Below are 13,902 nucleotides of genomic sequence, written 5' to 3' on the forward strand. Positions count from 1 at the left end.
TCGAAGTAGATTTGTCAACGGGAATAATAGAAATCACCTACGAGTCCTGCCCATTCCCGGTTCGCATAGTCATGCAGTCCCCCGGATACCGCTCCGGAACGATCGCCCCAAACGGTCAGAATCGAGCGAGCATCGAACTCCAGCTTCGTCCGTTCAACCGGATCAGCAGCCGCTCGTTTGGCATCCTCTAGCCATGGTCCGAGCATCGTCTGTTTGTTGGTCGCGACCGCTTCATCCATTAATTTCATATACCGAAGCCAATGGTCCGTAAGTGCTGTAAAGGACGCGATATCCTTTGCCTCATACGCCGACTTGATCTTCGGCAGCAGGACTCTGCTCTGATTGGAGAGAACTTGGCGCGTGACGTCCATAAGATCATATCGATAAGCACTGCTATCTTGGAGCTCCGGCTTCACCTGGAGCAAGGCCGGTAGTGCAGCATTGAATGCGTTTGCATCATAACGCATACTGCTCGGCGACCATGTCGCTGCGGTATTCACCGTAAGACTAGGCTGCGCTGAGAATAATCCATCCTGTGCTTCGCTCCAGCCATTCCCCGGCATGTTATAGGCCGTCTGCCGGATAACCTCCCAAGCCGCTGCGGCATTCGCATCCACACCGCCATATCTGCGCTCCGCCCAGTCTGCGAACCACTTCGCGGTATCCACTGGCTCCGATTGCCAAGCCATCTCCGTGAAAAAATCGAAGGCGACGGGATTATTCAATCCGCCTTCCGGCATCATGGCAATCCCGGACAATTGACTCCCAGCTTTGTTCTTCCACTGCCAGTATCTCGTGTTCCATTCGCCAAGGTTAGCGCCTATCGTCGTATGACCGCCGAAGTTCCAGATCGTACCGAATGCATAAGGTGTATTTGCCCAGGTGCTCTCACGATTAAGACCCGTATAACGATCCGATAGTCCGTCGACGATTAATATTTTGCTCTTATCTAGCGGTGCGAGTAATGCAGCGGTAGGATTCGACTGCCATCCGAGAATCGCCCAGATCGCGCCTGGGTGAGCAGTCTGCAGTGCCGTCTCAACGGCTTTGGCTGCTGTACCAACTGGAACGTCACCGGCATTTCCTCCCTCATGCAAGAGATCCATCTTATACATCGATGAATCTCCAAACCGCTCCTTCTGATGCTGATAGAAAGATGCAGCCACTAGTGGAAATAGCGCATTTCTCGGATCGAGCCAGTCCGGACGCGTAAACCCAACCCAGCCTCCTTGCGGAATCACGCGTCCCGTAGGATTCTTCTCAACGAACTTCGTCGGAACCGTACCGAAATAACCAGGGAACACCGGTGTTATCCCAAGTTCACGTAAGCGATCCGCGATTTTTTTGCCCAATTCCGCACGTTGTTCGATTAATTGCTTCGAGATCGGACGCCAAAACAGCACATATTCTGAAGCAACCACCATGGTTGATGCGCTGGAAGTGTGATCCAATCACGCATTTCTTGTTCCGTATAACCAAACTCTTGGAACGTATCATAATAGACGGCTTCTTGACCTACTGTGACGAGAACTTCATTGATGCCATGCAATGCCAGGACGTCGATTAATCGCTGCCAATCTTCCCATGTTCGGTATGCACCGGTATATCCATCATCCGTGTCATTCAACGCATAACGATGTGAGACATTTGCCTGCTGCTCAATCGGGGATCCTGGGAGAGGCAGTTGCATTGGCAGATTTAGCTGCTCGCCGTTCCAATTGACATTCGCCTTCGCTATCGACTTCAAGTACCAATTGAAGCCTGTTAACAACACCGCAGGGCTTGTACCCGATATTTCGAGTGATCCGCTTGTGCCCGCAATTCGGAAATAGTCTCCTTTCGAACCTCGGTCAACGGCAATGAAATGCACCTGATCATATTGCTTCGGGATCAATCGTTTTAGCACTTCAATGGCTGGCTGTGTGTCGAACACGCCTGCACCCGCGGCCGGTGCGGCCCTTACGTTAAAGCCTAGCCTGCCTGGATCCAACATACTGGTTAACATTAGAAGCATACACATGATGGTTAACGTTCTCTTCATTGCAACTCACCTCTTCGACATAGTATGGTGCCTTGCCAAGATAGATCCTCTCATGCTGTCGACTTCTCATCAATTCAGGTTAAGTCTATGGCGATGCGCTGCGAATATCAATCGCTAATAATGTCGTAAACCATCGAAATTATGATTTATTCAATCTTTTTTATTTAATGCAGTTAAGTAAATGAACCATCGGGTTGACCCATACATAGCAAAAAGGCATGAAGTTCAAGGATTTCTCCCTAAATTCATGCCTTCTCATTATCCGAGTTCCGCTATGGCTCACGCTTTGGCAGCATTTTCACATAGGCATCGGATAGCTTCATTAATTTCAAAATATATTCGTAATCTTTCTTATATGGCGATAGGTCCGTGACGGGTTCAAATGTACTTAGATTGATCGCTTGACCATCATCGAATCCTTTGCCTGGAATGAACAGAATCTCATCGTTAAAGAAAGAACCTGTCGGCAAGTAGTATCGCATCCCGATCAGATTATGATCAATATTTAACAAGTCATGACCAAATGCCGTAAATTGCTGATCTTCGAGCGATATGCCCATCAGATTTGCAATGGTCGGCATCATGTCAACCTGACCACCAACACGATTGACAACCTGTCCTTTTTCCATCCCAGGAACATGAATCATGAATGGAATATTAAATCTGCTGACATACTCATTATATGGAATACCTAGCGCCTTGCTAAGCTCTTCCGGATTATTGTCTTGTGGCTGCAGTCCGAAATGATCTCCGTAGACGACCAATACCGTATTCTCCCACATACCATTTTTCTTCAGGGAATCAATCAATTGACCGAGCGCATAATCGGTATAGTGCTGCGCATACATATAATTCCCAATTTGCTTGGTTGCGAGCTCTGCTGGTAGATCCAGTGTCTTCGCACGATCCGGCACTTTAAAAGGAAAATGACTGGATACAGTAACAAACTGTGCGTAGAACGGCTGCTGCTTTTTGCTGATTTCGGATAACTTGTTCACGCCGACCCGGTACAATTCTTCATCTGACGCGCCAAACTCATTAAATTGGTCGTTTTTGAATGAAGGCTTGTCAAAATACTGGTTAAATCCTAATGCCGGATACATACGAATTCGATCCCAGAACTTCACATCATTGACGTGGAATGTGTTGGTGACGTAGTTCTGTTTTTCAAGGAGTCTCGGCAAGCTTGGCAGCTCACGATCCCCATATCCTGTTGACATCGCAATCGCACCTGTCGGGTAGATCGATGTATTCGACATGAACTCGGCATCTGACGTATTGCCTGGCCCAATTTGCTGATAAATATGCGGGAAGTAGAAGCTGTCTTTGGCAAGTTGATTCAAGACCGGTGTGATCTCCTGATTATTCACCTTCAGATTAATTAGGAAATTCTGAAAGGCTTCCATCTGAACAACAATCAGGTTCTTCCCTTTGGCAGCTCCGAAATGAGCGGGCTTCTGCCCTACTGCAAGCGGTTTGTCTCGATAAGTGAAGGTGTCTTCGGAAGTCTGAACTTGCTGGGTTACTTCTTGAATATTTCCTTCCTCCACCATCTTATTCGTTTCTCTAGCCTTAAGCGCAATCGCGAATTGATAATCGATAAATCCTGCATCCTGCGCAAGCGCCAATTCATTATCCGTCGACTTGTTCTGCATAACAGTTCTTACGGATAGCACAAGGCAAATAACTGTAACGGCGGCGATGGCAATTCTCCAATAGCGGCGTTGCGTCGGATTGGGTACGGTTTGCGAACGACGACGTGTAGCTAGCCAAATCACGGCCATCACCAATGCATCGAGGAAATAAATATAATAGATCGGGCGAATCGTCGCACTAACACTATCTCCGATTTCTGTCACCTGATGAAGTGCCGTTAATGCTGTGTAAGTAACGACGGAACCGAAATGATCATAATACAATGTCGCGGCAAAACAGATGAACGATAACAACAAATTAAATCCCCAGTAGACATACCGTTTCGAACGCATAGGCAAAATTAACTCTAAAATACCGAATATCGCACAAATCGCGAATACATCTCGAAGCAGCTGAACCGCAGTCATCTGCTCGAAAAAGAAATAGCGCATCAGGACGAGCTTCCCAAATGCGCAAAGGATGGCCCAGAAGAAGATCGGAATCCTCTTCGCAAATATTTTCTCCATATGATCTCAATCTTCTTTCCTATGAAATTATTGTTTACAATTTTTTAATATTTTCATAGTATATCAGATTTGGACCCGTCTCTACCAATCATATCTTCCATCCAGTACAAGAAGACCCTTCCACTTCATCCAAGATGAACATGTAGGGTCTTCTTACTTGAGCTATACATTCCGATAAGAGCTATACATTTAGGTCCATCAATTGTTTGTACAATTGTCTCGCGATGGATACATCGGTCGTGCCATGCACGAGCGCCCTGCCGTCTACAAAGAGTACGATTCGCAGCTCTTCCTGATGCGCGCTTATTAGGAAGTCATTGATGAGATCAATGCGCATCGGGAGAGCATGATCATGACCTATTCGCTCGGATAGCTGTACGAGGTTCAGCTTCAAGGCTTCCGCAGGGCGAATATGAACGGTATCACGCCCACAGAGAATGGCTGCTTTCTCTGCCGTCGATGCCTGGAGATAGGGATAAACAGCATGTTCGCCGCAGCTAGGGCAATCGCGTTTCTTCATTGATTGAATTTGTACGGCACTATAATGATTATTCCATAGATCGAACGACACCAGCTTGCGGCGAAGCGCCTCGCGATTTCCAGTTAGGAGCTTCAAAGCTTCTGCCGTCTGGTGTGCAACGACCATCTGGACTGCAGGCACGATGATGCCATCCGTATCACAGCTATCTCCACTACCTGGGATGAGATCCATCATACAGCGAAGACAGGGGGTTACTCCCGGAAGAATGGTGTAGGATAGGCCATAGCTCCCGCTACATGCGCCGTATATCCATGGGATTCGGTACTTCACGGCAAGATCATTCAAGATGAAGCGGGTCTCGAAGTTGTCACAAGCATCCATGATGAGATCAACATCCCCGATCAGGCGTTCCAAGTCTTCGCCGCGCGCATCGAGAACGTAAGCATCGATCTCAGCATCCGCATGTATATGCTCTAAATGCCGCTTGGCCGCAATAGCTTTGGGCAGACGCTGCTTAACATCTTCTTCCGTATACAGCTGCTGACGCTGCAGATTGCTCCATTCCACATAATCGCGATCTATAATCGTTATTCGTCCTACGCCCGCTCTAACGAGCGATTCAGCACTTGCGGAGCCGAGTGCACCAGCACCTACCATGAGGACATGGCTCTTGGCTAGCCGTTGTTGCCCCACTATCCCGATTGGCGAGAATCGCATCTGGCGTGAATATCGATCATAAGAGATGTGGTCTTGCTCTCCGATCATATGGTAACCATTCCCTCAAGCGGACTGCTCGCCGAGGCGTACCTTTTAACCGGAATACGACCGGCTTCAAAGGCTAATCGCCCTGCTTCGATACCCTGTTTCATCGCAAGAGCCATGCGGACAGGATCGCCGGCGCCAGATACAGCTGTATTTAGCAGAACACCATCCGCGCCCAGTTCCATCGCATACGCCGCATGCGACGGGGCACCAATGCCTGCATCGACAATGACTGGCACGACCGCTTGCTCAATGATGAAGCTTAAATTAATGGGGTTAATTATTCCTTGTCCCGAGCCTATTGGGGAAGCACCCGGCATGACGGCATGCACGCCCATCAATTGAAGACGCTTGGCGAGCTGCACATCATCTGAGATATAAGGCAGTACGATAAACCCTTCATCAAGCAGTATCTCACAGGCCTTCACTGTCTCTATCGGGTCAGGCAGCAGCGTCTTCAGATCGCCAATCACTTCGACCTTGATCATATCGCATAAACCTGAAGCCTTCGCCAATCTTGCGATGCGTACCGCTTCTTCCGCAGTAGAAGCGCCTGCCGTATTGGGAAGCAGAGTATACTTCTTCAGATCGAGCATTTCTAGAAAGTTCGGTTGACTCGGCTCAAAAATATTCATCCGCCGCACAGCGAAGGTTAGTATTTCCGTCCCCGACTGCTCAACCGCTTCACGCTGCACGTCAAAGTTCGGGAATTTCCCGGTTCCAAGCAAGAGCCGAGAAATAAATGTATGTGGTCCAATCGTTAGCATAAGGATACCTCCCTTAGATTTTCTGATAAATTTGGCTGCCAGCCGCTTTGAATTCATTCGATTTCTGTTCTAAGCCGCGGGCTGCATAATCTCGAATATCTTGTGTAATCCGCATACTGCAGAATTTCGGGCCGCACATGGAGCAGAAATGAGCCGTCTTTGCGCCCTCCGCAGGCAACGTCTCGTCATGGTATTCCAAGGCGCGTTCCGGATCCAGCGAGAGGTTGAATTGATCTCGCCAGCGGAATTCGAAGCGGGCTTTGGATAATGCATCGTCACGCCGCTGTGCTCCTGGATGACCTTTGGCCAAGTCAGCCGCATGGGCAGCGATTTTATAGGCGATAACCCCTTCACGAACGTCATTCTTATTCGGTAATCCGAGATGTTCCTTCGGCGTGACGTAACAGAGCATCGCGGTACCGAACCAGCCGATCATCGCAGCACCGATCGCCGAAGTGATGTGATCATATCCAGGCGCAATATCCGTCGTAAGCGGTCCTAGCGTATAGAAAGGCGCTTCTTGACAGACTTCCATCTGGCGATCGACGTTCTCTTTGATCATGTGCATCGGTACATGACCTGGCCCTTCAATCATGACTTGCACATCGTGCTTCCAAGCAATCTTCGTTAACTCGCCGAGTGTATCCAGTTCAGCGAATTGGGACGCATCATTGGCATCTTGTATGCTTCCTGGACGTAGACCATCGCCGAGCGAGAATGCGACATCATACTTCTTCATGATCTCGCAGATTTCTTCGAAGTGCGTATAGAGGAAGTTCTCCTCATGATGTGCAAGGCACCACGCCGCCATGATCGAACCGCCGCGTGATACAATGCCGGTCAAGCGGTTCGCCGTAAGCGGAATGTATCGGAGCAGCACCCCCGCATGGATCGTGAAATAGTCCACGCCTTGCTCCGCCTGCTCGATGAGCGTATCCCGGTAGACTTCCCATGAGAGGTCTTCCGCCTTCCCGTTCACTTTCTCGAGAGCTTGGTACAGCGGTACGGTCCCAATCGGTACCGGTGAGTTGCGAATAATCCACTCCCGCGTCGTGTGAATGTTTTTGCCGGTGGAGAGATCCATAACGGTATCTGCTCCCCAACGCGTCGCCCAAGTCATTTTCTCTACTTCTTCTTCAATGGAGGAAGATACGGCAGAATTCCCGATATTCGCGTTAATCTTCACGAGGAAATTCCGACCGATAATCATTGGCTCGCTCTCCGGATGGTTAATATTCGATGGAATGATCGCTCGACCGCTAGCGACTTCTTCCCGTACGAATTCTGGCGTGACATTCTCCCGTATGGCGATATACTCCATCTCGGCTGTAATGATGCCGCGGCGAGCGTAGTGCATTTGGGTCACGTTAGCTCCTTCCTTGGCCCGAAGCGGTCGGCGATTAAGACCCGGGAACACGATCGTCTGATCAGCATCCTCTGCCCGGCGGAGTCCATTATCCTCTGGCTTCACCTCACGCCCTTCATAGAACTCGACATCGCCTCGGTCCAAAATCCAGTACTGGCGATGCGGGCATAATCCTTCCTCAATATTCGTATGTACTTCCGTATCCGTGTATGGCCCGCTTGTGTCATATACTCTTATCGGATCATTGTTCTCAATCCCGCTGCTGTTCTCCGTCGGGCTAAGTGTAATCTCTCGCATGGGCACCCGTATATCCTCGCGCGACCCTTGAATGTATACCTTCTGACTATTAGGAAAATTAACCTGTGACATCTTCTCATCATCCTCCGCCTACAAAATGTACAATCTCAATGCGTGCACCTTCGTCTACTACCCGATTCTTGAAATGGTGCTTCTCAACAATCTGAGCATCCACCTCGACAACAACTATTCGGTTCTCAAGTTCATAATGTTCTAATATCTGCTGTACGGATGACACGTGGTCAGGCAATTCCACAGCGTGACCGTTCACAATGAGCTTCATATCCCCACCCCCGTCATTTCTTGATCCTTCGACCACCGCATCGCAGGAACTTGAAAAGCTGTAAGATCCGCAGCAAGCTCTATTCCTTCCACAAGATCCGCCATCACGCTGCCTGTTAACGGACTAAGCAGTATCCCATTACGGTAGTGTCCGGCTGCGATCATCAGACCCGCGAGCTCAGGGTGGTTCCCTATATACGGCAGTCCCTGTGGGGTCTGAGGTCTTAAACCACTCCATGTCCTGATCCACGTAGCGCCTCGAATTGAAGGGATTAAACGTTCGGCTACCCCCATTAAAGCGAGGATGCCGCCTACGGTCACATGTCGCTGCATCGTATGCGGTGTTACTGTCGCGCCAATCAACAGCTCGCCGTTCGCTTTTGGAACGAGGTAGCAATTGTCGGTATAGATGGTTCTTCGAATCAACGGCTTGTTCGTCCTCACCGCGATACATTCACCTTTGACTGGATAGAGCGGCAGGTCGTATCCAACTGTCCGAAGCAAGGCCTGAGACCAGATGCTGGAGGCGATAATAACCTGTTGGCATCGGTGAATACCGTCTTGCATACGGACTCCGGTAATCCTGCCACCTTCGCGAAGAAGTTCTTGTACTTCCGAATGTTCACGAATTTCTGCGCCGAGCGCGGCTGCTGCGCTGGCATAGGCTAATGTGAGTGAAGGTGCCACGACCTGATGGTCATTTTCTAGATACAGCGCGCCATAGACATCGCTGGCTAACGTACCCTCCAATGCGAGCGCTTCTTGCGCTGACAACCACTGGGCGGATTCTCCCGATTGCCGCTGCAATTCGGCCTGTGCATGATATCGAAGGACATCTTCTTCGGAGGTAGCAACACGAAGCAACCCTTGCTGTACGAGACCGATTTCCATACCGCTATGCGCTTGTAGATCCGCCGTCAACGCAGGGAACATAGCTCGACTCTGGCGAGCCCAATCGAACAACGGCACAGAATCGATAAATTCCGCTTGCGCTGCCAGCATCCCAGCTGCAGCACTCGAAGCTTCAGAGGCAATACGTCCCCGCTCTAAGAGTCGAACTTTGATGCCTCGCTTAGATAGATGATAAGCAATCGAACATCCGATGACACCGCCGCCGACGATGATAACATCAACTGTTTGCTCCATATCCTGACCTTCTTTCGTTAAGCTTTGACTTATATTGCCTAGCTGCTGCTAGGGGATCGGGTGCATGCAGAATGCCGCTGATCACGGCGATCCCTCGAGCTCCATGATCCATCACATCATGTACCTGGTCTGGTCCAATCCCACCAATTGCAATGACCGGGATCGATACAGAGTCGGCTACTTCTTGTAGGGACACAAGTCCTCGCGGTGACCGTCCTGGCTTGGAATAGCTTGCAAAGACGTGTCCGTAGAACAGATAATCCGCACCTTCCTCTTCACTCCGGATGGCTTCCTCCACCGAATGCACGGATCGTCCTATGCGATATTCTGGTGATAATCGCTTAACGTGTGGAGTCGGTAAGCTGTGATGCGCCAGATGGATCCCACCAATCCTTGCTGCCAACGCCACATCCACGCGGTCGTTGATAACCAGCTTTTTGGCTGGAGTCCCTTTTTCCAGCATCCATGCAATCGCCCCATATAGCTCGACAGCCGTACAATGCCTCTCTCGAAGATGAATGGCGTCCACATAGGAATGAATCTGTATAGCGATGGCTGTGAATTCTGACAGAGGCATCGAGCCGGAAGATATTACATGTAGTTCCATGATACTTGAGCTCCTTTCTTGGAACGCAAAAAGACCACTTTTCCGCAGAAAAGTGGTCGTCAAGCTCCATAAATAACCCTCACAAAAAGGATGAAGCGAGCCTCAACACTTCCCTACGCTGGTATTAACCAGATCAGGTTCGAAGGGTCCGGATCATCCGTCTCAGCCATTGCAGGCTCCCCTAGTGTGTAGTGCTTATCAAGTTACGAACAATATAGCACAATCATTCTTTGTTGAATAGCATTATTTTACAACAATTAGAAAATAGGACACAGGTACTATGCGATTGGCGTGCCATTCGGAAGCGGTTGGTCCGGCTGCAAGAGCACGACATCCCCCTCTTCAGGGACGCCTCCAATGACCAGTACCTCGGATTTGAATCCCGCGATTCGTCTAGGCGGGAAGTTCACGACCGCGATAACCTGACGCCCTGGTAGTTGCTCGGGTATATATCTTTTCGTAATTTGTGCCGAGGATTGCTTAATTCCCAGATCGCCGAAATCGATCATCAATTTAATTGCCGGTTTCCTAGCTTCTGGGAATGGTTCCGCATGAATCACAGTACCAACGCGAATATCTAACTTTAGAAAATCTTCAAGTTCTGCTGTCAAGTGTAGGCCTCCTGTCAGTTACGTAGTTTACATAATTATTGTTTCGTAATCTACTGAACAATGTGTATGTATGATACATACTAAAAATCTCATAACTTTCACAATTCACAAATGAATAATTATGCAATAAGTGTTGTTTGCTCCAGACGTTATCTCACCTAACGAGGAACAAATCGTTGCTCGTCCAACATGCTATAACTTACTAGTAATGGGTATATATAGTGACACACGGTAGCCTTCGGTGCTACAGCAAATATATCAGGAGTAACTCTGTAACGTCAATGTCTGACCGTAAACAACGTATTCGGCTTTGTTGTATCACCTTTCCCCGAATGTGAAATGATGCTTTCGCTCATCTTAATCCAACAAGACATCCATACGTATATCTTACTACTCCTCAATAAAACGTCAGTAACTTATTTAATCACATTCCTTTGGATGGTACGTATTACATGATAAACAACCGCAATCAGAGAATCACAATGTTGAATAAACATGCATAATTTCCACAAGCGCCATTTTACGTACGCAAAGCGCCTCGGAATCACCTTCTTCGGGGAGCGGTTGAATGATGTGTCTTGAAACGAGGTCATTAGTTTACATAATATTAATTATGTCTCTAATCTCTCTTAGTGTTTTTTACCTAGTCCATGCAGAATTCTGATTTTCACTTGAATATCTAACTTCAATCGTTCGTATTGCTGTTCCCATTTAATTATCTTCCTTTCCCTTGACAAAATTCATCACGATTGGCCTAGAAAAAGCCGCCTCCAACGGGTGGAGAACGGCTACTGACACATTAGTTTACATAATAATGTTTATGTTAATTTTATTCTGTTCTGCTCACCGAAGGAATTTTACCTGTAAATTTATCCATGGCCATCCTCATCTGTTTATTATCGATATGGGTGTAAATTTGCGTCGTTTCAATGCTCGCATGTCCTAGCAACTCTTGCAGCGTTCGGATGTCTGTCCCGCTCCGGATTTGCATGGTGGCGAACGAATGGCGCAGCTTATGGCTAGATAAACGCGTATTCATCAGCTCAGGCAGTTCGGCTTTGAGCTTCTCGAATGTCTGATCCGCTACCGTCTGTATCATCCGGATGGATAATCGACGTCCGAATTGAGAGATGAAGAAGGCCTGCTCTTTCCCTTGATTTGGGGAGCGGCGTTCCTCCAGTGTGCGAATTAGAATCTGATGCAGTTCGGCAGGAAGCGGGATCACGCGCCATTTGCGTCCTTTACCAAGGATGTGTATTGAACCGTCCTGATGCAGATCTTGGATATTCATGCGATGAATTTCCCCAACGCGCAATCCTGCAAATGCCATGAGAAGAAGGATCGCCACATTGCGATTCTGGTACTTCCCTTCTACTCGATCGAAGAAATGATGGAGCTGGTTCTCTTCCAAATACGTCGGAATCCGATTTTTAACTTGCTTTGATTTCGCGACAGACGCAGCAGGATTGATTTGCAGATGTTCCATTTCATTCAGCGATTTATAGAAAGCGCGAAGCGACGATAGCTTGCGGTTCCGAGCTTCATCCCCTGCCCCTCGCTCACGAGTCGTTGAGAGGAATCGCATGATTTCCATTTTGCCTAGTTTGGCGAGATCCGCAGGATAGACGCCTTTGAGAAAACTTCGAGCATCGCTCATATAGGCCTGCTGCGTCGATTTCGTCATCCCTTGATTCTTCATCCAAATAGAGAATAATTCTAGCTCAAGACTGTATGCCTCGATCAGATCATATTGTGTGAGTGCCATATCGTCATCTCCTTCTCTTAGATGTATGTATTCTCTCCGTCTTAACAATTCTCCCAGATACAATTTCCAGTTATCCACCAATTTCACTGAATTATTAATCTACTAATCCCTATTATAGTATGAAAAAAGTTTATTTAAAATGAAATTGCATGAAATATGTATTTCACGCAATTTTTTTGGAACAAAAAAAGAAGGTTTTATGTATTTGTAGGGTGATCCAAAGGGGCGATCACTTCGCGATAATTGTGAAGCATGATCGCCCGAATGCATAACTCCATTTCATTCTGACTTTTTACGCCGAAAGAGTGAAATACCACCAAACCCACTGATTACAGCGATGTAAAATCCGAGATCATACCACCATCCCGCGTTATGAATCTCATACAGTCTGATATGTTCTTTGAACAATCCAATGATCAACGATATCGGTGCGATCCATCCATGCCATATACCCCAGAAAAATCCCGCCTGATTTTCAGTATTATTCGTTCCATCTCCAGGTACGCAGCCCGTTAGAAGAGACATGAGCAGCAATAATGTAGCCAACATGAAGAAGTATTTTAATTTTAATTTCATTTCCATCACCTTTCTCCTAATTTAATCTACTTCACACCCTATTCGTGTGGCATTGCCGTTATGATTATTACTTTGAAGATAAACCGTGCGATTTTCCCGATCAGGTGTTGACCATATAAGTCTTTAAGAACTCCAAGATCTCATTGAATGCTCTTTGCACCGTTGGATCTTCGAATTGATGATCAAAAACATGATCCGCACCTTCCATCGTGATTAACTTCGTGTCAACGCCTTTTTCCTTGAGCTTTTCGTACATAAGTAAAGATTGTTCATAGGGGACATCCGTATCTTGATCTCCGTGAAGTAATATCGTAGGCGGGTAGTCTGTCGTAACATGATGTATGGGATTGAACTCCATTAATCGCGAGAAGTCATTCGTTCGATCCATTCGAGTTATTTCTTGAATCCAGACCCCTTGTTGGCGACAGTATAAATAGAAATCAAATCTGTCCCAATTACCTGTGGTTATTTCTTTATCACCAATGTGCTTCAATGCTGACTCTCGATTAATCATCGGTTTCTTGCAGTAGTACTCACTAGGCTGAGCATACCACTCCCCTAGAATATCTCCATATCCATAGAAGGAGACGATGGCTTTCGGTGTTATACCCATTGCTCCCGCTAGTAAACTTAGGTAACCGCCTGCTGAACTACCCATGATAGCAATATTTTCGACGTCAAAATCATACCATGCTGTTGATTTTGTTCTAATCCAATCAACGGCATCTCGGATATCTTCGATAATACATTCGAATCCCGTTTCTGGTGCGAGTCGGTAATCAATGTTAACCATGCTAAATCCAGCACGTGTAAAAAACTCGATCTGCTCCAAAGGCAGCCATTCTCTGGTGCCAAAAATCAGAGCTCCACCATGGATGTACAATATAATTGGCGAGTCAGGGCCTTGGTAATATATATCTGCATTGATTGAACAGTGCCCCACTTGTTTATATACTCTTGTTTCTTTCATGGCCTTACCTCCTTTTTCAACTCACATTTCTATATTAACGTATTCGATAGGCGTTGTTATCTATAGCGG

Annotated in this window: 12 protein-coding genes, 1 pseudogene and 1 riboswitch; all 13 genes and pseudogenes read right to left on the reverse strand. The window is 47.5% G+C overall.

Translation table 11 applies throughout. The features are described 5' to 3' along the window. Positions 1 to 14: 14 nt before the first annotated feature. The 13 genes and pseudogenes from GCU39_RS32485 to GCU39_RS08425 all read right to left on the reverse strand — a co-directional run bounded on the left by GCU39_RS32485 (position 15) and on the right by GCU39_RS08425 (position 13,833). Positions 15 to 743 (reverse strand): alpha-N-acetylglucosaminidase C-terminal domain-containing protein, encoded by a 729-nt coding sequence (locus tag GCU39_RS32485; protein WP_407671697.1) that lies wholly within the window; start codon positions 741 to 743, stop codon positions 15 to 17. After that, positions 738 to 2,041 (reverse strand): annotated as a pseudogene (locus GCU39_RS32490) (alpha-N-acetylglucosaminidase); the annotation flags it as partial. The gene GCU39_RS32485 and the pseudogene GCU39_RS32490, both read right to left, overlap by 6 nt. 272 nt (positions 2,042 to 2,313) lie before the next feature. Further along, positions 2,314 to 4,203, reverse strand: coding sequence for an LTA synthase family protein (locus tag GCU39_RS08375; protein ID WP_152393095.1), 1,890 nt, complete (start codon positions 4,201 to 4,203; stop codon positions 2,314 to 2,316). A 181-nt stretch (positions 4,204 to 4,384) separates the two neighbouring features. Further along, a complete protein-coding gene (locus tag GCU39_RS08380) occupies positions 4,385 to 5,449 on the reverse strand; it encodes a ThiF family adenylyltransferase (protein WP_152393096.1) in 1,065 nt (354 codons plus the stop codon). Then, complete coding sequence (locus GCU39_RS08385; RefSeq protein WP_152393097.1) at positions 5,446 to 6,213, reverse strand: thiazole synthase; 768 nt, start codon at positions 6,211 to 6,213, stop codon at positions 5,446 to 5,448. Before GCU39_RS08385 ends, GCU39_RS08380 begins: the two co-directional genes overlap by 4 nt. 13 nt (positions 6,214 to 6,226) lie before the next feature. Next, positions 6,227 to 7,948, reverse strand: a complete 1,722-nt coding sequence (gene thiC, locus GCU39_RS08390; RefSeq protein WP_152393098.1) for a phosphomethylpyrimidine synthase ThiC — start codon at positions 7,946 to 7,948, stop codon at positions 6,227 to 6,229. 7 nt (positions 7,949 to 7,955) lie between these two features. Continuing rightward, on the reverse strand, positions 7,956 to 8,159 hold the full coding sequence (thiS, locus tag GCU39_RS08395) for a sulfur carrier protein ThiS (RefSeq protein ID WP_152393099.1): 204 nt from the start codon (positions 8,157 to 8,159) through the stop codon (positions 7,956 to 7,958). Beyond that, positions 8,156 to 9,304, reverse strand: coding sequence for a glycine oxidase ThiO (thiO, locus tag GCU39_RS08400; protein WP_152393100.1), 1,149 nt, complete (start codon positions 9,302 to 9,304; stop codon positions 8,156 to 8,158). Before thiO ends, thiS begins: the two co-directional genes overlap by 4 nt. Further along, positions 9,288 to 9,911 carry a thiamine phosphate synthase gene (locus GCU39_RS08405; protein ID WP_152393101.1) on the reverse strand — a complete coding sequence of 208 codons (624 nt, stop codon included), beginning with the start codon at positions 9,909 to 9,911 and terminating at the stop codon, positions 9,288 to 9,290. The genes thiO and GCU39_RS08405 overlap by 17 nt, the downstream gene beginning before the upstream one ends. 93 nt (positions 9,912 to 10,004) lie before the next feature. Then, positions 10,005 to 10,104: riboswitch (TPP riboswitch) on the reverse strand. Positions 10,105 to 10,189: 85 nt separating this feature from the next. After that, a complete protein-coding gene (gene csaA, locus GCU39_RS08410; protein WP_152393102.1) occupies positions 10,190 to 10,522 on the reverse strand; it encodes a chaperone CsaA in 333 nt (110 codons plus the stop codon). 829 nt (positions 10,523 to 11,351) lie between these two features. After that, a complete protein-coding gene (locus tag GCU39_RS08415; RefSeq protein WP_152393103.1) occupies positions 11,352 to 12,287 on the reverse strand; it encodes a tyrosine-type recombinase/integrase in 936 nt (311 codons plus the stop codon). Between the two features lie 279 nt (positions 12,288 to 12,566). Beyond that, positions 12,567 to 12,869, reverse strand: a complete 303-nt coding sequence (locus tag GCU39_RS08420; protein WP_227793493.1) for a hypothetical protein — start codon at positions 12,867 to 12,869, stop codon at positions 12,567 to 12,569. 94 nt (positions 12,870 to 12,963) lie between these two features. Further along, the gene (locus tag GCU39_RS08425) at positions 12,964 to 13,833 is read right to left on the reverse strand and encodes an alpha/beta hydrolase (protein WP_152393104.1); all 870 of its coding nucleotides are present in this window, start codon (positions 13,831 to 13,833) and stop codon (positions 12,964 to 12,966) included. Positions 13,834 to 13,902 lie beyond the last annotated feature (69 nt).

The sequence above is a fragment of the Paenibacillus guangzhouensis genome, from assembly GCF_009363075.1.
In the GTDB taxonomy this organism is placed as follows: domain Bacteria; phylum Bacillota; class Bacilli; order Paenibacillales; family Paenibacillaceae; genus Paenibacillus_K; species Paenibacillus_K guangzhouensis.

What these genes read in the sequence shown, in the direction of transcription:
- GCU39_RS32485 (WP_407671697.1), bottom strand. Translation starts at nt 743, where the DNA reads ATGATGCCGGAAGGCGGATTGAATAATCCCGTCGCCTTCGATTTTTTC.
- GCU39_RS08375 (WP_152393095.1), bottom strand. Translation starts at nt 4,203, where the DNA reads ATGGAGAAAATATTTGCGAAGAGGATTCCGATCTTCTTCTGGGCCATC.
- GCU39_RS08380 (WP_152393096.1), bottom strand. Translation starts at nt 5,449, where the DNA reads ATGATCGGAGAGCAAGACCACATCTCTTATGATCGATATTCACGCCAG.
- GCU39_RS08385 (WP_152393097.1), bottom strand. Translation starts at nt 6,213, where the DNA reads ATGCTAACGATTGGACCACATACATTTATTTCTCGGCTCTTGCTTGGA.
- thiC (WP_152393098.1), bottom strand. Translation starts at nt 7,948, where the DNA reads ATGTCACAGGTTAATTTTCCTAATAGTCAGAAGGTATACATTCAAGGG.
- thiS (WP_152393099.1), bottom strand. Translation starts at nt 8,159, where the DNA reads ATGAAGCTCATTGTGAACGGTCACGCTGTGGAATTGCCTGACCACGTG.
- thiO (WP_152393100.1), bottom strand. Translation starts at nt 9,304, where the DNA reads ATGGAGCAAACAGTTGATGTTATCATCGTCGGCGGCGGTGTCATCGGA.
- GCU39_RS08405 (WP_152393101.1), bottom strand. Translation starts at nt 9,911, where the DNA reads ATGGAACTACATGTAATATCTTCCGGCTCGATGCCTCTGTCAGAATTC.
- GCU39_RS08415 (WP_152393103.1), bottom strand. Translation starts at nt 12,287, where the DNA reads ATGGCACTCACACAATATGATCTGATCGAGGCATACAGTCTTGAGCTA.
- GCU39_RS08420 (WP_227793493.1), bottom strand. Translation starts at nt 12,869, where the DNA reads ATGGAAATGAAATTAAAATTAAAATACTTCTTCATGTTGGCTACATTA.
- GCU39_RS08425 (WP_152393104.1), bottom strand. Translation starts at nt 13,833, where the DNA reads ATGAAAGAAACAAGAGTATATAAACAAGTGGGGCACTGTTCAATCAAT.